This is a genomic window from Vibrio sp. 14G-20, from assembly GCF_026241515.1.
In the GTDB taxonomy this organism is placed as follows: Bacteria; Pseudomonadota; Gammaproteobacteria; order Enterobacterales; family Vibrionaceae; genus Vibrio.
This window is the reverse complement of sequence record NZ_JAPHPW010000032.1, coordinates 22262-42807: the sequence shown is the minus strand read 5'-3', so window position 1 is coordinate 42807 and position 20546 is coordinate 22262. Positions and strand designations below refer to the sequence as shown.

Here is a 20546-nt window from a genome sequence, read left to right as displayed (position 1 = left end):
ATATTCATCAACGAGTGCCCACACAGATTGATAGGTTTAAATTGTTAAAGAGCTTATCTTCGTTGTGACTTACATCACTTCGGAAGAGGCGGCCATTCTAGCGTTTTAATTCTCAGTGTCAAACACTTTTGAAAATTAATTTCTACTTTTAAAAAGTAGAAGCGAATAATCGCTTAAAGCTAGTTGCCTTACTAACATTCTTCGCTGAAGCCTTGTGGCGTCTACCGTGTCAGTGAGGCGGCATTATAGAGATGTTCCTCACATTGGCAAGTGTTTATTACCGAAAAATGTAAAAACAACGGTTAGATGACGAATAAACACTCAAAGCCTTATTTATGCAAGTTTAACTACAAAGTACTTACAGAATAACCACAGACTTATCCACAATTGCTCTAATTTTCATCCTAGAAACTAAAAAAGCTGCCTTGAGGCAGCTTTTTAAATGGCAATGAGTCTAAATCCCAGAGCCATATTGCTCTCCATCGTCTTCATGGAGACCACATTCTCGTTTTAGACCATTAAAACGGGTTTCTTCTTCAGTCATACCCGGTTCCCATTTCTTAGTCGTATGAGTATCTCCAACAGAAAGGTACCCCTGTTCGCGAAGTGGGTGGTAACTGAGACCATGCTCTTCTAAGTAATAATGAACATCTTTATTTGTCCAATCAATTACTGGCAAGAACTTAAACACACCATTTTGGATAGATAAGATAGGCAAGTTTGCACGCGATTGAGATTGCTCTCTTCTCAACCCAGAAAACCAAGTGCCAGCCTCGAGTTCATCCAGCGCTCTTCTCATCGGTTCAACTTTATTAAGCTTGTTGTACTTCTCTATCCCTTCTATACCTTGCTCCCAAAGTTTGCCATATTGCGCTTCTTGCCAATTAGGGCTCTGCTGAGAACGAAAAACTTGAAGGTTTAAAGTCAACTTCTGACTTAACTCATCGATAAATTGATACGTTTCCGGGAATAGATACCCAGTGTCCGTAAGAATAACCGGAATATCTGGTTTTGCTTGAGTCACTAAGTGCAGCATCAACGCCGCTTGGATTCCGAAACTAGAAGACACAACATGTGTCCCTTCTAAATGTTCTAGTGCCCACTTAACTCTTTCTAATGCGGTTAGCTGCTCTAACTCAGCATTGATTTGTCCAAGACGAAGTATTTGCTCCGTCTTAGTCAACGCGAGTAGCTCTGCTAACTTCAGTTTTGAAGCGACAGAATTATGCATGCAGATCCCTCTTTGAAATTATCACCTCTTCGATGATGCCAGCTCGGATTGTAAAATCACCGAACCCTTCACTGTCGTTACGTTCCGTAGCCCAACGTCCCACCAGCGAATCAATCTCTTCTAAGATCTGAGCTGAAGTGATGTTCTCTTTATACATCTTCGGGATACGAGTTCCGGCTTTGTTGCCACCTAAGTGCATGTTGTAACGCCCCGGCGCCTTACCGACTAACCCCAGTTCAGCCAACATTGCACGACCACAACCGTTTGGACAACCCGTGATACGAAGGATGATGTTATCTTCTTCTGGTAATCCATGTTTCTTCAGAATGTCTTCAACATCCGTTACAAACTCAGGAAGAAAACGCTCAGCTTCTGCCATTGCTAAAGGACATGTTGGGAATGCCACACAAGCCATTGAGTTTTTACGCTGCTCGGAAACGGCATCATCCATCAGACCGTATTGACGTGCCAGCTTTTCAATTTTTGTCTTTTGGCTCTTAGGTACACCAGCAACAATGAGGTTTTGGTTCGCTGTCATACGGAAGTCACCTTTGTGGATCTTCGCTATTTCAGCAACACCTGTTTTCAGAGCTTTACCCGGGAAATCAAGTAAACGACCATTTTCGATGAATAACGCTAAGTGGTGCTTACCATCAATACCTTCCGCCCAACCGATACGATCGCCACGGCCAGTAAACTCATAAGGACGGCTTTCAGAAAACTCAACGCCTGCACGTTTTTCTACTTCTGCTTTGAATACATCAATACCAACACGGTCTAGTGTGTACTTGGTTTTAGCATTCTTACGGTTCGAACGGTTACCCCAATCACGCTGAGTCGTTACCACCGCCGCCGCTACATCTAACGTTTTCTCTAATGGCACAAAACCGAAATCGTCAGCTTTACGTGCATAAGTAGAAGTATCGCCGTGTGTCATTGCAAGACCGCCCCCCACTAATACGTTAAAGCCCACCAGCTTTCCGTCTTTAGCAATCGCGATGAAGTTAAGATCGTTAGCATGAACATCTACGTCATTTTGCGGAGGAATTACAACCGTCGTCTTGAACTTACGCGGTAGGTAGTTGCTACCTAGGATAGGTTCTTCATCCGTTGTTGCTAGCTTTTCACCATCTAACCAGATTTCGGCATAAGCACGAGTCTTAGGTAATAGATGTTCACTGATCTTTTTCGCCCACTCGTAGGCTTCTTGATGGAGCTCGGACTCAACCGGGTTTGTCGTACACAAAACATTTCGGTTTACGTCACCCGCCGTCGCAATGGAATCAATACCAATACTGTTGAGTGTTTGGTGCATTAACTTAATGTTCGGCTTCAACACGCCGTGGAACTGAAAGGTTTGACGTGTCGTTAGACGGATAGAACCATAAGAGGTGCTTTCATCTGCGAATTTATCAATCGCTAACCATTGCTTAGGAGTGATGATCCCGCCAGGCATACGCGCACGCAGCATGACGTTATGTAAAGGTTCTAGCTTTTGCTTGGTACGTTCATTACGAATATCACGGTCGTCTTGTTGATACATACCGTGGAAACGAATCAACTGAAAGTTATCAGCAGTAAAACCACCCGTAATTCTATCTTGGAGATCTTGTTCAATCGTACCGCGAAGATTTTTACTTTCACGCTTCAAACGCTCGTTGTCAGCCAAAGGTCCCAGTACTTGACCTAGCACTTCTTGCTCTATTACTTGCTTGCTCATTAGTACACATCCCTTTGGTAACGTTTCGCTTTACGTAAATCATTAATATATTGTTCAGCTTGCTCGCGGCTCTGATTGCCATGTTTTTCTGCAATTGTAACTAACGCTTCATGAACATCTTTCGCCATTCGAGTCGCATCGCCACATACATAAAGGTACGCGCCCTCTTGAAGCCATTGCCAAACCTGAGCTGCTTGTTCGATTAAGCGATCTTGAACATAAACCTTTTCTTTTTGGTCACGACTAAAGGCAACATCAAGCTTGGTTAGCGCACCAGACTTAAGGTACTTCTGCCATTCAACTTGATATAAGAAATCTTGAGTGAAGGTACGGTCACCGAAGAACAACCAGCTTTTGCCTTCAGCATCATTGTTTTCACGCTCTTGAACAAAACTGCGGAACGGTGCGATACCGGTACCCGGGCCGACCATGATGATTGGTGTATTGTCGTCTTGTGGTAATTTGAAGTTATTGTTGTTCTCAACAAACACCTTCACTTCACCGCCTTCTTCAAGACGTTGAGCTAAGAAGCTAGAAGCTCCGCCTAAACGAGATTCATCGCCTTTTTGGTATTCAACCAAACCAACCGTCAAGTGAACTTCTTCATCCACTTCAGCTTGGCTTGATGCAATAGAGTAGAGACGTGGAGTTAACTTACGTAGAAGACCGATTAGCTCATCAGCTGATAGCTTGGTTTTCTTCTCTGCTAGCACATCGACAATTTGAGTGTTACCCGCATATTCACGAAGCTTGTCTTTATCTTCCACCAGCTTGATCAACTTCTTGCTGCCCGATAGCTCAGCAAACTTAGACACAAGTTGAGGGTTTGAAGATGTAATCTCGAATTTACTAACGAGTGCGCTGTGGACAGATAAGTTGTCACCATCGACATCAACACTTTCGATACCAGATAACCCAACCTTAGAAAGGATCTGATTAGCGAGTTCTGAACTGTTTTCAAACCATACGCCTAGCGCATCACCCGGTTGGTAAGTAATACCCGACTCATCAAGATCAATCTCGATATGACGAACATCTTTGCCCGAATCACGGCCGGTGATCTTTTGGCTCGTCAATAGTGTCGCGGTGTATGGGTTTTGTTTGGTGTATTGCGAATGACCGGCAGCCGCTTGACCGACTGGTAATTGAACCACATCGGCTTCAGTGCCTGTCGATAGCGTCTCTTTTACTTGCTCTAATGCTTTAGCGCGCCATTCCGTTGCTGATTCTTCGTAATCAACATCACAATCAAGACGGTCGACAAACGATTTAGCACCAAGCTTAGCGAGGAAGCTATCGAAGTCTTTAGCCGTTTGGCAGAAGAACTCATAGCTTGAGTCACCTAAACCAATCACACCGTATTGTAGGTTTGATAATTTTGGCGCTTTCTTCGATTGTAGGAATTCATGCAACTCAATAGCGTTATCAGGGGCTTCGCCCTCACCATTGGTTGAAGCCACAAAAATGACGTGTGTCTCTTTGGCTAGGTTCTTACCTTTATAATCACTTGCATCGAAAAGCTCGACAGCAATACCTAAGGCTTTAGCTTCTGCCTCAAGCGATTCAGCGACACCTTTAGCATTACCTGTTTGAGATGCGAAGATAATGCTGAGCTTACCCGCTGGTTTAGCCGCTACTGCAGCAGCCGCTTGAGCGATTGGCGCAGCTGCACCGACAGGCTGAGCTTGGCTAACTCCCCAAAGGTAACCACTGACCCATGCCAGTTGTTGTGAAGATAACTCAGAAACAGTGTGTTGAAGATGACCCAATTGTTGGTCATTAAGTGGTGCTGCTAGCCCAGGTAACTCATTAGCCCCAGGCTGTGCATTATTATTTTGTGAAGACTCTTTCTTATTTAAAGACATGGTCACGACATCCCTAATCATTGCGTGACGATAGATTAACCACTCCTTTTAATAACAAGAAAGAATAGAAAAGTATGTTTTATAACTTTTTGGAAGTAAAAACCGATTGAAACCTAAATTGACTTACTGGTTTTCAATACGCACTTGCTGAAAGCCAACCGCCATTGCCGATTTAGATGCTAAGTCTAAATCCGCGTAATGGCACTCTTCACCATGAACATCAGTAAGCAGAACAAAGCCACCTCCCATATGGCGAAACTCCACAACCCAAGACCCTTCTTGAATTGAGGGCTCTATGATCGCTTCAACTAACAGATTTTCTCTATATAAATTTCGTAATTCATTGAGTGTCATATTCCATCCCTTGCTTTGACCTCACAACATAGACCTTATAAGAATAGACGCTAATTAGCTCTCTGTATAAAGGATGGTCGAAAGTGATGAATGTGCTAACTAATTCCAGAAAGATATATACCCAAGTAACCTCAAGATGCTTGGTTCAGCGAGAATGACTTGGTTTGTAGACGCGGCGACGATTTAAAGGTCTAGTGGGCCTAAATCAAGAATCGACAACAAAGTATACAAGCCAAGGCAACTCGCCCTTTGGGAGCGTGTCATTGAACCGATTGCTGCGTCAAACAACTTGGAAAGAGCCAGCTATTACGCTGCGTCGTTTTCCTTACTTACTTTCGGTAATTAGGGGCTCAATGACAACGCTCTGAATCCAGCATCTTGAAGCCACTTGGATATAACCAATAGATATAAAAAAACGCCACTTAATAAAGTGGCGCTCTCAAAATTCGTTCTAAATTTGCTTTATATGGCCTAGAAGCGCACTTCAGCGCCAGCAAACCAGCCATCAACCATGACAAACTCTTTGCCAACCTCTGAAGAGAATAACTCTTCCGAATCAAGGTCGATCACACGGTAACCACCACGCAGGGCAATTTCAGATTCTGATACTGGAATTCGGTACTGGACACCCGCCATCAAATCAGTGCTCTTAATACCACTGCTATCACCGAACTCCATCGTACCGATGATATCGAAGTTAGTGTCAGGAACGTTGATCTCTGCGTTACCGTAAAAGCTCCAAGTAAATTCATCAAAGCTTGTTTGAGCGCCACCTGTTTTCGGTTCGATGTAATTCGAATTTGAATACTGAGTAAACGTCACACCCGCATCGAAGTTCATCAGCTTGTGATCTAACAACGTGTAATAGAAGGTGTAATCGTACTTATCGAAGGCCAATGAATCCGCATCGACAGAAGTATAGCGAAAGCTAGCGTTTGGTAGCATCGGGGCATTATGCTCAAATGCGAAATACAACGAAGGTGAGTTAGAATCATCATCTTGTCTAACTTCGTTTAGCTTTGTACTTCCCCACCACATATCGGCACCGACTTTAGCCGTGTAAGAAAACTCTTCTTCAGCAGACACTGCCGAGCTTAAAGATAGCATTCCCACTAAAGCAATTAATGGCATTTTATTCATTTGAGATAGCTCCAATTCCATATCGTTGTGCTAATTGTATGCACATTCATAGATTATTGGGGAAAATTCTATCACACATCTTAAATTCTCAAACGATAAACCGCTGACGATCAAAGATTTGACGACACCATGACCTTAGTAACGTCTTTGGTTAGAACTGTGTACAAAGTTTTTGAAAAACCAGATACCCAATGCAATCACAATTAGCCAAGGCAGCAACTTAAACACAACCCCCATCATCCCTAAGACCAACATGACAGCTAACGCGACTCCGGTTGCAGCCAATACCGTCATAAACGTAATACCAGTGACAAGTAGAGTGGCAACGAAAATAAGAACAAAGATTAATTCAAACATAATGGTCTCCCTAATGAGTTAATGACCTATCTTTCCTACTTTCTAACATTGCAGCTTCCATACCAAGTTAATAAAATCAATAAAACCCTTACTTATCAGGCAAATAAAAAGCCACATATATTAATGCGTGGCTTTTTAAGAAACTATCAATGGTAAATTTAGCCTCTGATGGCGAATTTAACCTTAAGTTTTTAAGCTTAGGCTTTTAAGCTCGAACTTTCCACCTCGTGGGAGGTTATACGTTTAGCTCTTTAGGGATCTTAGCCAATGCTGTCTGCATCACTTCGATACCCGCACCTTTTTTATGTGCGTTTTCACTGATGTAACGACGCCATTGTCTTGCGCCCGGCATGCTTTGGAACAAACCAAGCATATGACGAGAGATGTGCCCTAAGCTTGCACCATTTGAAAGCTCACGTTCAATGTACGGGTACATTTCTTCAACCACTTGTGAGCGCTTCTTGATTGGCGTGTCTAAACCAAAGATCTGCTGATCGACTTCAGCCAAGATAAACGGGCTATGGTAAGCCTCACGGCCGATCATCACACCATCAAGGTGTTGCAAGTGCTCTTTAGTCTGCTCAAGAGTAGTAACGCCACCATTCACGGCAATCACAAGATCAGAGAAATCTTTCTTGATTTGGTATGCGCGATCGTAATCTAGCGGTGGAATCTCTCGGTTCTCTTTCGGGCTAAGGCCACTCAACCATGCTTTACGAGCATGAATAGTAAATTGCTCACAGCCGCCTTTTTCAGAAACCGTCGAAACAAACTTAGTTAAGAACTCATAAGAATCTTGGTCGTCGATACCAATACGCGTTTTCACGGTAATTGGAATATCTGTGACTTCTCTCATCGCCGACACACAATCTGCCACCAGCTCAGGCTCAGCCATTAGGCAAGCACCAAAGCGACCATTCTGAACTCGGTCTGAAGGACAACCTACGTTAAGGTTTACTTCATCATAACCACGTTCACCAGCAAGCTTGGCACAAGCAGCTAAATCAACCGGGTTTGAACCACCGAGTTGAAGTGCAAGAGGATGTTCTTGCTCGTTATATTCTAGGAAGTCGCCCTTACCATGTAAGATCGCGCCCGTTGTTACCATTTCCGTGTACAGAAGAGTCTGCTGAGAAAGCAAACGGTGAAAGTAACGACAGTGGCGGTCAGTCCAATCGAGCATTGGAGCAACGGATAAGCGGGATGATGGATGCATACTTGATACCTCTTAGAAATTCAACGATATAGCTCATAGCACACCGCTTTACGTGTTAGCTGTTCTTAGTGTTGAGAGAATGAGTGATCACCCTCTGATCAACATAAGGCGGGGGATTATACAGCCCTACCAGCATTGCTTCAATCATAAGCAGGCTTGGCACGTTCCCTTTCATCCTAGGTCTAATTACCAAATCATGAGTTCCTAAATAGTCTCGATAATTTCTATCTACACGAATATCACTGGCACAATCGCAGTACCACCAACTAACAAGATAAGGCATTAATAGCGGCAGCCTTAACCTTTTCCGTCAACCAAATAATAGATGGGTCAAGGTTCCTAGCTTTTGACCAATACACACAAGCCTCAACTTTCTGCTCTAAAAAATTGTTATCCAAAATTTTTAAATTAAATACGTCCGAGTTTTTTTCCACCATTTTACGAGTAAAAATAGCCAGGTTATTGCTACTTTGAACAGAAGATAGTAACCCCCAATAACTCGCAACTTGCCTTTTCACTTTTCGCTTTTGCAGCAGTTGGACGCTCGAGGGTAATAAACTCTCGAAGAAACTATGATTACCGGAGAAACTAGAAAGTGTAACGTGTTGATGTTCTAGAAACTCACTCTTACTGATCGTACTTTCAGAAAATGCAGGATGATTTTCCCGACAGACGATAACTAACTCATCATCATAAATCATGTGGGAAAGTATTGATGATTCAGTATCAGAAGACCCTTCTATTGAGAGATCAATAGTACCTTGTCTCAGCATGTCTTTGGTTTCTTTTGTACTGTGATTATCAACTAAAATCGTCACATTCGGCGCCTCATCTTCAATTTCCTTAAACATCTCGGGGATTAAAGTGTGCTCAAATAGACTAATGGTTGATATTTTAAATACACGCTTACTCAAACTAGGATCAAATCGAGTCCTCGTCGCAGATAGTGCATCTAACTTTAAAATTGCATCAGCAATATCTGGGTAAATTTCTAACGCAAAAGCTGTCGGTCTAACGCCTAACTTTTCCCTAATGAAAAGTGGATCGTTATAGATATCTCGCAGCTTTGAAATGCTTTGGCTCACCGATGGCTGAGTTATCCCTAACCGCTTCGCCGCATTGGTATATTGTCTCTCTTCCACTACCGCGGCAAAAACAGCCAGCAAATAGTACTCATTAAAATTCATATGGATTATTAATATAAATATTTTTATATTTAATTGTATCAGTAATGCCCCTTCAGAAAGTTGACTTCATTCACTTTCAACTCGTTACACCACGCTGATTTAGTTAGTCAATTAACAATCTGTGTCTTATTGCTCCCTCCTCGACTGCATCAACCAAAAGCTATATTCCAAAATTCACAGGCTGAATTCCCTCCAGATAGATATAAAGTTATTTATATTTGATAGTGCCAAATTTCACCCTCAAAAACGTAGACTTCGCGATCTTATTAAATGGTTATATTTCATTTAAATCCTGATAAACCAAACACTAAAGGCTCACCTACGAAGGACGTACGAGTAATGAAAAAAATCAGCTTGCTGGCAGCGGCAGTTTCAATGGCGTTAACAGGTTGTGGGAGCGATGACTCAAACTCTTCTCCAACACCAACACCAACACCAACACCAACACCAACACCACAGTTCACAATCACAGCCATTGATGGCTACCTAAATAATGCCGAAGTTTATATTGGAGACAACTGTGACTCGTTTGTAGGTAGAACCAATCAAAGTGGTCAACTGACACTCGATCTTACTGATGACATTGTCGATCAAAAAGTGTGCATTAAAGCCATTGCAAATGAAACGATTGATATGACCCGCGGCGTTGTTGTTGATGAATTTACCCTTGCGGCTCCTTCAGTACCAGAAAGTGCTAACGAACCTGTGGTTGTCAGTCCAATGACTAACCTCGTTGTTGAACAAATTGAGCATGCCGAAGAAAATGGCGTCGAAATGACTCAAGAAGAAGCAGAACAAGCTGTTGTTGAATCTTTCAATACTAATGATGATGTGGTTTATACCTCTGAAGATATCTTTGGCGATTACGTTGCAGTGGCTGAAGGTGAAGGTGAAGAAGCAGAAAAAGCTAAAGCGGTCAACGTTGTTGGTGAAACGTTAGTTGACAATGACGACGTGCTTGACGTTGAAGAGCAGCTAAATGTTGTTTCAGATATTTCACAAGAAACGTCAGACATTATTGCCGATGAGACCCAGGAGCTAAGTGATGATTATTCTCCGATCGTTCATACTGGTGAGAACGGCTATGAAGGTATTGAGACTAACCATCGCCCTACCCAAGCTGAAGACACCAACATTCAACCAGTCACCTTCGAACTTGGTCAATCACGCAACTATGAATTAAGTGCACTTTTCATTGATGCTGATGGCGACTCCTTAGTGTATACCGTTGACGCACAAGCAGAAGCAGGCGCTGATATTACGAACGGTGGTACAACTTTAACGGTTACTCCCACTCAAGCTGGTGTATACGATGTGTTGATCTATGCATCTGATGAAGCATCTCGTTCTTACCCATTAGTGCTAAATGTATCAGCAACAACACCAAATGCTGCGCCAATCTTGAATGAGCACAATACCGTACAGTCCGACCTTGATGCTTTAAATCTAACAGCAACCCAAAGTGTTGATGAACGTGTATCGATTAACGACTTGTTTATCGATGCAGACAACGACGAACTGACTTACGACGTAACAGACCTCACGGGGAATGGTTTGAGTATCAACGCTGATAACGAAAGCGCTGAGCTGCATATTATTGGAACACCAGAACAAGAAGGTACATTTACATTCAACGTTACTGCGAATGATGGTTACCACCCTTCAGTTAGCACAGAGCTGAATCTAAATGTTGCGCAAGCGCTAAATACTATTCCTGAGTTAAACAAAAAAGAGCAACAGCGCATAGCAGATGAGCTAACAGAACTTAATTTGCAGGTTGGTAAAGCTGTGAATAGCAATATTAGTCTCGACCAACTGTTTAGTGATGATGATGCATTAACCCTGACAGCGCAAAACACTATCGAAGGTGTTAATACAACAATTAACGGGACAACTCTTTCACTAATAGGCACTCCTACGACTCAAGGTAATGCTGATCTCGATATTTCTGCTGATGATGGTGTGCATGACCTAGTTTTGGCCGAATTTGATGTACCGGTGGCAGAAGAGGATTCCTCTGAACCTACAGACCCAGTAGTACCCGCTCCAACCCCTCGCTTTGAAGAGAAGCATTTTATTGGCGGTGAGTGGCGCATGGGTGAGATTGGTGAAGATGAGCATGACCTAGAGATGGGTTGGGCTTCGCTGATGAAAGACCAAGATCAGCACTACTTCTGCTGGGAGAAAAGCAAGGATATTAAGACTCCTGAAGAACTTGCTGAACTAGAGTTGCCTGAAAATAAAACACTTGTTATCGATCCAAATAGCGAGCATTGCTGGCCTATTGAAATCCAGTCGGATGGCACATTACTTGGTGACGGAGATACCTACACACCTGTTTATACATCAGAAAACAATGGGGACTACCAAATTGTTTATGAACTTGGAGGTGGTTTGTATTGGTTAGACTCCACACAAGATTTGCCATTCAGCGCGATGCTACCTGTCCCTGCGATGGATAACACCGTTTATCAAAGCATTGATTGGGAAAACGACTCTGATGTAGCACTACGCTTACGCAGTGCAAACTTCACAGTTAATCAACAGAATATTTATGCTGCAGACGTGACAAAGTCAGGAATCTTTACTGCTCGTGAGTTAGAAGCCTATGATGATGATTTATTGCCAATGATTTGGACTGGTACTTGGGAAATTTCAACGTCAGATGATGGTAAAGAGCTATTGACTTACAAAGGAATGAACTTTGCCGACTACGAACAACAATATATGCGCCAATTTAATGATGGTGAATTACGAATTCTTGTTGCTCAGCATGGAGATGAAGACGGAGAAAAGGTAGATATTGTTCTCGAATCACCCGATGAATCATTATTGCGTAGTATCAATGCGATTTGGGACCCAAGCTCAACACAACCTAAGCCTACGCCAACATTACCAGAGCTCCTTGACCCAAACTTACTGGACGGCAAAACGTTCTATATGACAGAATCTGGGTCATCTACTGGTGATGGGGAATCTTTAGAGCATAGCGTTGTATGGTGTGATGCAGTCAAATTTGAAGATGGCATTTACTACTGGAATAAACGTAATCCATCGAACAATACCACTTGCCCCACAGATGCTGACTTGATTGAGGTAGGTAAATATACCATTGATGAAGATAACTCAGTAATGGTTGTTCAAGCTGACACTTACTCAACAATTTATACCGTAATTGGAGATGCCAGTGACCTCTCATCGGGCGCTCTATCAGTTATTGCTCATGGCTCTCGCAAAGCTCACTTTACAGATAAAAGTGCGGTAGAAGAGCGCCTAAATGCTCAATCAAGCTCAAATAATCAAACTGAAAACACTTTTGATTTTTACTTACCGACAGAACAAGAATACGAGTCTCAGCTCGGTCAGGTTAGTATCAGTTTGACTGACTCTAGAGCCATCATTAAGTTTGAAAACGCAATGAATGGTGATGCTGTTACCTGTGAAGTGCTTGAAGATAACTTTGAGAACTTTTGGTTAAGCGACGGTGCCGAAGCTAGTTATTGGTGGGGTTGGGGGAGCAACCAGTGTTTCAATGATGCTATGGGTAATGCTTCAATTACCTTTCCTCATTACCTGACGTTAACTCCAAATAGTGTTTATAGCTTTATTGGCAAGACGGATAGCCGTTACCAAGAATCTGTAAAATACAATACCCGCTGGGATAGCACCCCAGTAAATTAACTATTTTTTACTAACGCTATTTTATGTAAGGCCCAACATTTATTGGGCCTTTTTTATATCACACGGTACATTTGTCTCGATAATCTAAAATCCGAGTGAAAAAACACATTGCACACCAACATACATCACACGATATGAACTTTGCCTCACACTTTTTTATAAACCTATTCACCAGACCTCTAATTCAGCCTCATTAATCAGTTATGCCTTGAGTCACACTGTCATTTTGAGTTACCTTGTCTTATTCAAAGTCGTGGGTCACAATACGCTCTGTACCTGACTTTAATAGAAATCATTGGCTCCCAAAACGTAGTAACCTAGAAACAAGGTTTGATTAGGGATGTCCGATTGAATGGTGAAAAATTTGGACCACACATTAATAGAGCAAGTTGAAGGGATATGCGCATCGCGAGGAGTTAGATTAACGCCTCAGAGAAAGCGAGTGTTTGAGCTCATTTTCTCTAATAAAAAAGCCTCCAGTGCTTATGAATTATTAGAGCAATTGAAAGTCAGTGAACCGCAAGCCAAGCCACCTACAGTTTATCGCGCTTTGGATTTCTTGCTGGAACAAGGTTTCATTCACCGAGTTGAGTCAACCAATAGCTTTATATGCTGCTGTTCTTGCAATGCCCATAAACATTTCTCTCAACTACTGATCTGCGATAAATGTGGCACAGTGGTAGAACTGCAAGACGATGCGCTTGTTACTCTACTCGCTAGTAACGCTGAGAAGCACGGTTTTCAATTGACAAATCAAGTCATTGAATCGCATGGCATTTGCCAGACTTGCTCCTCCGATATGAAAGAATAAGATTATAGAAGAACATTATGCGCGCTGAATTTGTAAACCCGTTTTTAGCTTCTTTGATGAACGTATTAAAAACGATGGCTTCTCTAGAATTAAAGCCACAAAAACCAAGAGTTAAGAAAGATGAGATCGCTCGTGGTGATGTATCCGGCCTAATTGGCATGGTGGGTACACAATCTCGTGGTTCAATGTCGATCACCTTCGATGAAGGTCTCGCTCTTGAAATCATGGAAAACATGCTAGGTGAACGACCAAACGGCTTGAACGAAGAAGTCACTGATATGGTCGGTGAAATCACCAACATGGTGACTGGCGGTGCAAAACGTATTCTTGCAGAAAGCGGCTTTGACTTCGATATGGCCACGCCAATCGTCGTTTCAGGCAAAGGACATACTATCCGTCACAAATGTGAAGGAGCAATCATCATCATGCCTTTCTCATCTCAATGGGGTAATGCCTTCATCGAGATCTGTTTCGAATAGAAGTAGCCACTGTAAATATTTAGAAGGCTAACACTGTATTTAAGAGGCTGACAGATACGTCAGCCTTTTTTATTACCTGCGATTTAACCATTGCTTGCTCTACAGATACAAAAACGCCAACCCGAAGGTTGGCGCTTCTTTTCAGGCTATCAACTCAATTAAGCTTTAAGCGCTTTAAATGCATTGATTAGACCGTTTGTTGAGCTGTCGTGAGAGGTTACTTGAGCATCGTCAGCAAGCTCTGGAAGAATTTGGTTTGCTAGTTGCTTACCAAGCTCTACACCCCATTGGTCGAAGCTGAAGATGTTCCAGATTACGCCTTGAACGAAAATCTTGTGCTCGTACATCGCGATTAGGTTACCTAAAGAGCGAGGAGTGATTTGCTTAACAAGAATTGAGTTCGTTGGACGGTTACCTTCAAACACTTTGAAAGGCGCAAGTTCAGCTGCTTCTTCTGCTGTTTTGCCCGCCGCTAGGAATTCAGCTTCTACTGTCTCTTTTGTCTTACCGAAAGCAAGCGCCTCAGTTTGAGCAAAGAAGTTAGACATCAACTTCTGGTGGTGATCAGATGCTGGGTTGTGACTGATAGCAGGAGCAATAAAGTCAGATGGGATCAGCTTAGTGCCTTGGTGAATCAGTTGGTAGAAAGCGTGCTGACCGTTTGTACCTGGTTCACCCCAGATGATAGGACCAGTTTGGTATTCTACTGGGTTGCCTTCACGGTCTACAAACTTACCGTTCGATTCCATGTTGCCTTGCTGGAAGTATGCAGCGAAACGGTGCATATATTGATCGTAAGGTAGAATCGCTTCTGACTCAGCGCCGTGGAAGTTATTGTACCAAACGCCGATAAGCGCAAGGATAACAGGAATGTTGCTTTCAAATTCAGTTGAAGCAAAGTGGTTATCCATCTCATGAGCACCATCTAATAGCTCAACGAAGTTATCGAAGCCGATAGAAAGAGAGATAGACAGACCAATCGCAGACCATAGTGAGTAACGACCACCAACCCAGTCCCAGAATTCGAACATGTTGTCAGTATCAATACCAAACTCAGCGACCGCAGTTGCGTTAGTTGATAGTGCAGCGAAGTGTTTAGCAACGTGCGCGTTGTCACCTGCTTCAGCCAAGAACCAATCACGTGCAGAGTGCGCGTTCGTCATTGTTTCTTGAGTGGTAAATGTTTTAGATGCCACTAAGAATAACGTTGTTTCTGGATTCAGAGGCTTAAGTGTCTCAACAATGTGAGTACCATCTACGTTCGAAACAAAGTGCATGTTTAGACGCGTTTTGTATGGCGTTAGTGCTTCAGTCACCATGTATGGACCAAGGTCTGAACCGCCGATACCGATGTTGACAACATCAGTGATCTCTTTACCTGTGTAACCTTTCCACTCACCAGAAACGATACGGTGTGTGAACAGTTCCATTTTTGCTAGTACTGCATTAACTGCTGGCATTACGTCTTTGCCATCAACCATTACTGGCTTATCGCTACGGTTACGTAGAGCAGTGTGAAGTACTGAACGACCTTCAGTCTTGTTGATTGCATCACCGCTAAACATAGCTTCAATTGCAGACTTAACTTCAGTCTCATTTGCAAGAGCAAATAGGTGCTGCATCGTTTCAGCGTCGATAAGGTTCTTAGAGTAATCCACTAAGATGTCCGAACCGAAACGAGTAGAAAAGCTCTCGAAACGCTTTGCATCTTGAGCAAATAGTTCTTTCATATCCATATCTTGAGCAGACTCAAAATGTGCAGTTAGAGCTTTCCACGCTTGTGTTTGCGTTGGGTTGATATTTTTCAACATGGTATCTATCCCGATATTACTGTAGGTTTTATTCTAGACGTCACCTAAGTGATGAATAGAACCCCCGATTAGGCGAAAGTTTATATTTTTCTATGATGACCAGACCGCATCACCACTGAAAGATTCTTTGTAATTTTTTTTCACGACGTATTATGCCGTATATGAAGAGCGCCACCTTGAGATAAATCAGGATTCGATTTCCTGATAGAGAGATCGATGCTGACTCAGGCTCTAACATAATTAAATGTGAGCGATAGCTGATAAATTCAAGTTCAAAAGATAGCGTTAAACCACTTTTTTTCCAAACACATTATAAAGGATGGCGTATGTGGATTCAGAAGACTATACACCTAAATGCACGAAAGCGTGGATTTCATCTCATTACTGATGAAATTGAACAACAGATAAACGATATCAATTCTCTATCTGTTGGTTTATTACATCTTTTTCTTCAACATACTTCTGCCAGCCTCACACTCAATGAGAACGCCGATCCGACGGTTCGCCGCGACATGGAATCACACTTCAATAAGTTCGTACCCGAGCGAGCCGCTTATTACAGACACACCTATGAAGGTGATGATGACATGCCTGCTCATATTAAAGCATCGACACTTGGCACCAGTGTGACAATTCCGATAACCAACGGTCGTTTAGCTTTGGGAACATGGCAGGGCATATACTTGGGTGAACACCGTGATTGTGGTGGCAGCCGCACAGTGATTGCGACTATTCAAGGTGAGTAGACAATCTGAAAGCAAGATTTTATTAATAAAAACAATGCTTTTTTAATACAAAAAGAGTGGTGTGTTTCCACGACCACTCTTATCAAGATAGTATTTGGCCTACTGTAGGCCGAAAGCTTTAGAAGGGCTGGTTTATCATAACCCTAAAGGTCCCTTCATCACCGCCTCGCGCTAATTCGGCACGAACAACAATGCCTTCCACTTGAAAACGAACCGCGCCGCCTAAACTCCATTTCATGTCTGTGTGCAATTCTTTGATATCGTACTCATCAGCCACACGCCCTACTTCGGCGAATGCGACCCATTGCCACCAAGGCAGGTCGTAGTAGTTGATTAGCGGAATATCACCGAGTGGCTGCCAATCTGGGAGCACTCGATACTCTGCAGAATAGTGAACCGCAGATCGCCCATGATATCGACCTCCAGTATAGCCACGTAAACGATACAAACCACCGAGCCGAGCTTGTTCTGTTTCCGGTGGACGAGCGCAATCCTGCCCAGAGCAGTTATCCCAGGTTGGTGTATCAGCGGTATAGAAATCGAGTGCCACAACTTGTTGGTCGAACAAGTCCCCTAGAGGACCTAAAGCGAAGTACTGACTGTTTTGAAAAGTCCATTTCAGCCACAAATCGTCGTTAGACCAACTATCGGCACCGGTGGTGAACTCAAGGTTAGTATGAGAGCCTTTGGTTGGGTTACGTGTACTATCACGATTATCCCAATCGAACGCCAAACTAAAACCGGTCGCCTCCTCGGTATTATTTAAACCTTCCAGCTCACGAGCGGTATAAAAAGGCGTAAAGACAATCGAACTGACACCCGATTCAACTGGCGAAGCAAAACTGACATCTTTGATTGGCTGAAACGCGCCGAGTAAGCCATGCTCTGCAACATTGCCCCAAGGCAGCAGATACTTAAATTCAAACTGATAATTCTGCTCTAAGCCATCGGCAATGGTTTTGTTATCGATAGATGAATCGTTATCGCCTTGAGAGCCAATATAATAAGGATTGTCGTTGAAGCGCGCTTGGTACATCTGAGTACTAAACAAGACATTCTCAGACAAGGCATAATTAAAGGCCGATAGAAAACCGACGTAACTGTCTTTGTCTGAATAAAGCGCCATACCAAACAGAGCAGCTTGAGGTTGCCAAACGCCCTTTGCGACACCAGCAACCCCAAAGGTATTACCCATGGTTTCGGTGCTGAAATAGAAAGGAACAAAAGCGGAGTCTTTTTCTTCACTTAGAACAGAAGAAGAAAAGCTAACACCGAGTAATGCCATTGCTGACATTAACCAGTATCGAGAAGTTCGCTTGAACATATCTATTTTACGTATTCCATCGCCACGCGAGACGTCAGTTTAGTCACGAGTTCGTAAGCGATAGTGCCAATATGTTCAGCCACTTCTTCTGAAGGTAAGTCTTTACCCCATAGCGTCGCTTCGTCACTCACTTTATCCGTAGCATCAGGACCAAGGTCAACCGTTAGCATGTCCATGGAGACACGCCCTGCGATTGGTACTTTTCTACCGTTAACGAATACTGGGGTGCCGTTAGGTGCAGTGCGAGGATAACCATCGCCGTAACCAATTGCGATAACACCAACCTTGGTATCACGCTCACTGGTCCAGTTACCACCATAACCCACACTTTCACCAGCCTTCACATCACGAACCGCAATTAAGTGTGAAGTCAGAGTCATCACCGGCAAAAAGCCCAGCTCTTGCGCTGATTTATCAACAAACGGAGAAACACCATAAGAGATGATTCCGGGGCGAACCCAATCAAGATGGCTATCAGGCCAAGCTAATAGACCCGCAGAAGCAGCAAGTGAACGCTCCCCTTCACAACCATCGGTAAGAGATAAGAAAAGCTCAGTCTGCTCAACGGTCGTGCTTCTATCCAACTCATCAGCGCAACCAAAGTGGCTCATGTAACGAAGAGGTTTAGCTACATTCGCACATTGATGCAAACGCTCAACAAAGTTTTGGTATTGCTCAGGACGAACACCTAAACGATGCATACCACTGTCGACTTTTAACCATACCACAACGGGTGTTTCCAAATCGGCATTCTCTAGCGCGCTTAATTGCTCTTCACAATGCACCACGGTTTGAATGTTATTGGTCACTAGAATTGGTAAGTCACCCGAAGAGTAAAAACCTTCCAGCAACAAAATAGGTTTAACTATACCACCAGCACGAAGCTGTAATGCTTCTTCAATACGCGCCACACCAAAAGCATCAGAATTTTTTGAATGTTTGGCGATATGCAATAAGCCATGTCCGTAGCCATTGGCTTTCACAACAGACATTACCTTGCACTGAGGCGCTTTCGACTTTATCTGGTTCAGGTTATGTTCGAGCGCGTTTAAGTCAATGCTCGCCGTCGCCGCTTTCATGTAAGTCATTAGCGATTACTCATCATCAAATGCAGGGCCTGCATAGTTATCAAATCGGGAGTGTTGCCCTTGGAATGTCAGACGAACCGAGCCGATAGGACCGTTACGCTGCTTACCAAGGATAATTTCAGCGATGCCTTTCAGTGAACTGTCTGGGTTATAAACCTCATCACGATAGATGAACATGATCAAATCGGCATCTTGCTCAATCGAACCTGATTCACGCAAATCCGAGTTAACTGGGCGCTTATCAGCACGTTGCTCTAGGGAACGGTTAAGCTGAGAAAGTGCCACTACCGGCACGTTGAGCTCTTTTGCGAGCGCTTTCAATGAGCGAGAAATCTCGGCGATTTCAAGAGTACGGTTATCAGATAACGAAGGTACACGCATTAATTGAAGGTAATCTATCATGATCATAGAGATACCATCATGCTCGCGAGCAATACGTCGAGCACGAGAGCGTACTTCTGTTGGTGTCAGACCCGAGCTATCATCGATATACATATTCTTCTTATCCATAAGAATACCCATACTCGATGAAATACGCGCCCAATCTTCATCATCCAATTGACCGGTACGAATCTTGGTTTGGTCTACACGAGAAAGTGACGCAAGCATACGCATCATCAGCTGTTCGGCTGGCATCTCAAGAGAGAAGATCAGAACCGGCTTGTCTTGCTTCATCGCTGCGTTTTCACACAAGTTCATCGCAAACGTGGTTTTACCCATCGATGGACGAGCAGCAACAATAATTAAGTCAGAACCTTGTAGGCCTGCTGTTTTCTTATTGAGGTCGTTGAAGCCAGTGTCGACACCTGTCACACCATCTTGCGGCGTTTTGTACAGGATCTCGATACGCTCTAGTGTCTTCTCTAGAATGCTATCAACGTTTTGTGGACCTTCATTTTCACTTGCACGGCCTTCAGCAATCGCGAAGACTTTACTTTCAGCCAGATCAACAAGTTCTTCCGATGTACGACCTTGAGGATCATAACCAGAATCAGCAATTTCATTCGCGACACCAATCAGGCTACGAACGAGTGCACGTTGCGCCACAATATCTGCATACGCATTGATGTTAGCCGCGCTTGGTGTGTTCTTAGCTAGGTCAGCTAGGTAAGCAAAGCCACCCACTTCTTCAAGTTGCTCGCGTAGCTCTAAGTGTTCAGAGAGTGTAATAAGGTCCAGAGGAGAGCTTTCTTCAAGGATATCCTTTACCGCTTCAAAGATCAGACGGTGAGGACGGCTATAAAAGTCTTTGGCCACAACCTTTTCGGCAACTGTATCCCAGCGTTCGTTATCCAATAACAAACCGCCAATAACAGATTGCTCAGCTTCTAATGAATGTGGCGGGACCTTGATGGCGTCCACCTGATCGTTGGCTGATTTCTGACTTTTGGTATCCACTATGACTACACTCAATAACTAATAATGATCGTTCATTATACCCAAGAACATCCGTTTGTAATCCGATCCTATGAGTTTGTTTTATTCTTCAGGAAGAATTTACTTATTGCTGACGGAATTAACCAAGGGTAGCATTAC

At 43.3% G+C, this 20546-nt stretch carries 16 protein-coding genes; 4 read left to right on the top strand and 12 right to left on the bottom strand.

Translation table 11 applies throughout. From position 1 onward, the window contains the following. Positions 1 to 454 precede the first annotated feature (454 nt). The 8 genes from OQJ75_RS20435 to OQJ75_RS20400 all read right to left on the bottom strand — a co-directional run bounded on the left by OQJ75_RS20435 (position 455) and on the right by OQJ75_RS20400 (position 9049). Positions 455 to 1231 carry a phosphoadenylyl-sulfate reductase gene (locus OQJ75_RS20435; RefSeq protein ID WP_017073463.1) on the bottom strand — a complete coding sequence of 259 codons (777 nt, stop codon included), beginning with the start codon at positions 1229 to 1231 and terminating at the stop codon, positions 455 to 457. Beyond that, entirely contained in the window at positions 1224 to 2951 is a 1728-nt protein-coding gene (gene cysI / locus OQJ75_RS20430) for an assimilatory sulfite reductase (NADPH) hemoprotein subunit (RefSeq protein WP_265974678.1), read from the bottom strand. Before cysI ends, OQJ75_RS20435 begins: the two co-directional genes overlap by 8 nt. Beyond that, a complete protein-coding gene (locus tag OQJ75_RS20425) occupies positions 2951 to 4816 on the bottom strand; it encodes an assimilatory sulfite reductase (NADPH) flavoprotein subunit (RefSeq protein ID WP_265974679.1) in 1866 nt (621 codons plus the stop codon). Before OQJ75_RS20425 ends, cysI begins: the two co-directional genes overlap by 1 nt. Before the next feature lie 123 nt (positions 4817 to 4939). After that, positions 4940 to 5170 (bottom strand): hypothetical protein, encoded by a 231-nt coding sequence (locus OQJ75_RS20420; RefSeq protein WP_004735813.1) that lies wholly within the window; start codon positions 5168 to 5170, stop codon positions 4940 to 4942. A gap of 471 nt (positions 5171 to 5641) precedes the next feature. After that, entirely contained in the window at positions 5642 to 6310 is a 669-nt protein-coding gene (locus OQJ75_RS20415) for a TIGR04219 family outer membrane beta-barrel protein (RefSeq protein WP_265974681.1), read from the bottom strand. Positions 6311 to 6445: 135 nt separating this feature from the next. Beyond that, positions 6446 to 6667: an envelope stress response protein PspG gene (gene pspG, locus OQJ75_RS20410; RefSeq protein WP_017108630.1), complete on the bottom strand. Its 222-nt coding sequence runs from the start codon at positions 6665 to 6667 to the stop codon at positions 6446 to 6448. A 235-nt stretch (positions 6668 to 6902) separates the two neighbouring features. Then, a complete protein-coding gene (dusA, locus tag OQJ75_RS20405; RefSeq protein ID WP_265974682.1) occupies positions 6903 to 7883 on the bottom strand; it encodes a tRNA dihydrouridine(20/20a) synthase DusA in 981 nt (326 codons plus the stop codon). A gap of 266 nt (positions 7884 to 8149) precedes the next feature. Beyond that, positions 8150 to 9049 carry a LysR family transcriptional regulator gene (locus OQJ75_RS20400; protein WP_265974683.1) on the bottom strand — a complete coding sequence of 300 codons (900 nt, stop codon included), beginning with the start codon at positions 9047 to 9049 and terminating at the stop codon, positions 8150 to 8152. A 360-nt stretch (positions 9050 to 9409) separates the two neighbouring features. Between OQJ75_RS20400 and OQJ75_RS20395 the strand changes: the two genes are divergently transcribed. The 3 genes from OQJ75_RS20395 (at position 9410) to OQJ75_RS20385 (ending at position 14041) form a co-directional block, all read left to right on the top strand. Continuing rightward, positions 9410 to 12751: a putative Ig domain-containing protein gene (locus OQJ75_RS20395; RefSeq protein WP_265974684.1), complete on the top strand. Its 3342-nt coding sequence runs from the start codon at positions 9410 to 9412 to the stop codon at positions 12749 to 12751. A 352-nt stretch (positions 12752 to 13103) separates the two neighbouring features. Beyond that, positions 13104 to 13562, top strand: coding sequence for a zinc uptake transcriptional repressor Zur (gene zur, locus OQJ75_RS20390; RefSeq protein WP_010434215.1), 459 nt, complete (start codon positions 13104 to 13106; stop codon positions 13560 to 13562). Between the two features lie 17 nt (positions 13563 to 13579). Next, positions 13580 to 14041, top strand: a complete 462-nt coding sequence (locus tag OQJ75_RS20385; protein ID WP_009847897.1) for a chemotaxis protein CheX — start codon at positions 13580 to 13582, stop codon at positions 14039 to 14041. Positions 14042 to 14199: 158 nt separating this feature from the next. Here the strand turns inward: OQJ75_RS20385 and pgi are convergent, their stop codons facing one another. Then, positions 14200 to 15852 (bottom strand): glucose-6-phosphate isomerase, encoded by a 1653-nt coding sequence (pgi, locus tag OQJ75_RS20380; protein ID WP_265974685.1) that lies wholly within the window; start codon positions 15850 to 15852, stop codon positions 14200 to 14202. A 326-nt stretch (positions 15853 to 16178) separates the two neighbouring features. Here pgi and OQJ75_RS20375 point away from each other — a divergent pair, with 326 nt between their 5' ends. After that, the gene (locus tag OQJ75_RS20375) at positions 16179 to 16598 is read left to right on the top strand and encodes a secondary thiamine-phosphate synthase enzyme YjbQ (RefSeq protein ID WP_010434207.1); all 420 of its coding nucleotides are present in this window, start codon (positions 16179 to 16181) and stop codon (positions 16596 to 16598) included. Positions 16599 to 16716: 118 nt separating this feature from the next. Here the strand turns inward: OQJ75_RS20375 and OQJ75_RS20370 are convergent, their stop codons facing one another. Genes OQJ75_RS20370 through OQJ75_RS20360 form a run of 3 tightly spaced genes read right to left on the bottom strand, consistent with a single transcriptional unit; the run spans position 16717 to position 20408 of the window. After that, positions 16717 to 17922, bottom strand: a complete 1206-nt coding sequence (locus OQJ75_RS20370) for a BamA/TamA family outer membrane protein (protein WP_265974686.1) — start codon at positions 17920 to 17922, stop codon at positions 16717 to 16719. Positions 17923 to 17924: 2 nt separating this feature from the next. Beyond that, positions 17925 to 19010 (bottom strand): alanine racemase, encoded by a 1086-nt coding sequence (alr, locus tag OQJ75_RS20365; RefSeq protein ID WP_248373793.1) that lies wholly within the window; start codon positions 19008 to 19010, stop codon positions 17925 to 17927. 6 nt (positions 19011 to 19016) lie between these two features. Beyond that, the gene (locus OQJ75_RS20360) at positions 19017 to 20408 is read right to left on the bottom strand and encodes a replicative DNA helicase (protein ID WP_016767560.1); all 1392 of its coding nucleotides are present in this window, start codon (positions 20406 to 20408) and stop codon (positions 19017 to 19019) included. Between the last annotated feature and the right edge of the window lie 138 nt (positions 20409 to 20546).

What these genes read in the sequence shown, in the direction of transcription:
- OQJ75_RS20435 (WP_017073463.1), bottom strand. Translation starts at nt 1,231, where the DNA reads ATGCATAATTCTGTCGCTTCAAAACTGAAGTTAGCAGAGCTACTCGCG.
- cysI (WP_265974678.1), bottom strand. Translation starts at nt 2,951, where the DNA reads ATGAGCAAGCAAGTAATAGAGCAAGAAGTGCTAGGTCAAGTACTGGGA.
- OQJ75_RS20425 (WP_265974679.1), bottom strand. Translation starts at nt 4,816, where the DNA reads ATGTCTTTAAATAAGAAAGAGTCTTCACAAAATAATAATGCACAGCCT.
- OQJ75_RS20420 (WP_004735813.1), bottom strand. Translation starts at nt 5,170, where the DNA reads ATGACACTCAATGAATTACGAAATTTATATAGAGAAAATCTGTTAGTT.
- OQJ75_RS20415 (WP_265974681.1), bottom strand. Translation starts at nt 6,310, where the DNA reads ATGAATAAAATGCCATTAATTGCTTTAGTGGGAATGCTATCTTTAAGC.
- pspG (WP_017108630.1), bottom strand. Translation starts at nt 6,667, where the DNA reads ATGTTTGAATTAATCTTTGTTCTTATTTTCGTTGCCACTCTACTTGTC.
- dusA (WP_265974682.1), bottom strand. Translation starts at nt 7,883, where the DNA reads ATGCATCCATCATCCCGCTTATCCGTTGCTCCAATGCTCGATTGGACT.
- OQJ75_RS20395 (WP_265974684.1), top strand. Translation starts at nt 9,410, where the DNA reads ATGAAAAAAATCAGCTTGCTGGCAGCGGCAGTTTCAATGGCGTTAACA.
- zur (WP_010434215.1), top strand. Translation starts at nt 13,104, where the DNA reads ATGGTGAAAAATTTGGACCACACATTAATAGAGCAAGTTGAAGGGATA.
- OQJ75_RS20385 (WP_009847897.1), top strand. Translation starts at nt 13,580, where the DNA reads ATGCGCGCTGAATTTGTAAACCCGTTTTTAGCTTCTTTGATGAACGTA.
- pgi (WP_265974685.1), bottom strand. Translation starts at nt 15,852, where the DNA reads ATGTTGAAAAATATCAACCCAACGCAAACACAAGCGTGGAAAGCTCTA.
- OQJ75_RS20375 (WP_010434207.1), top strand. Translation starts at nt 16,179, where the DNA reads ATGTGGATTCAGAAGACTATACACCTAAATGCACGAAAGCGTGGATTT.
- OQJ75_RS20370 (WP_265974686.1), bottom strand. Translation starts at nt 17,922, where the DNA reads ATGTTCAAGCGAACTTCTCGATACTGGTTAATGTCAGCAATGGCATTA.
- alr (WP_248373793.1), bottom strand. Translation starts at nt 19,010, where the DNA reads ATGACTTACATGAAAGCGGCGACGGCGAGCATTGACTTAAACGCGCTC.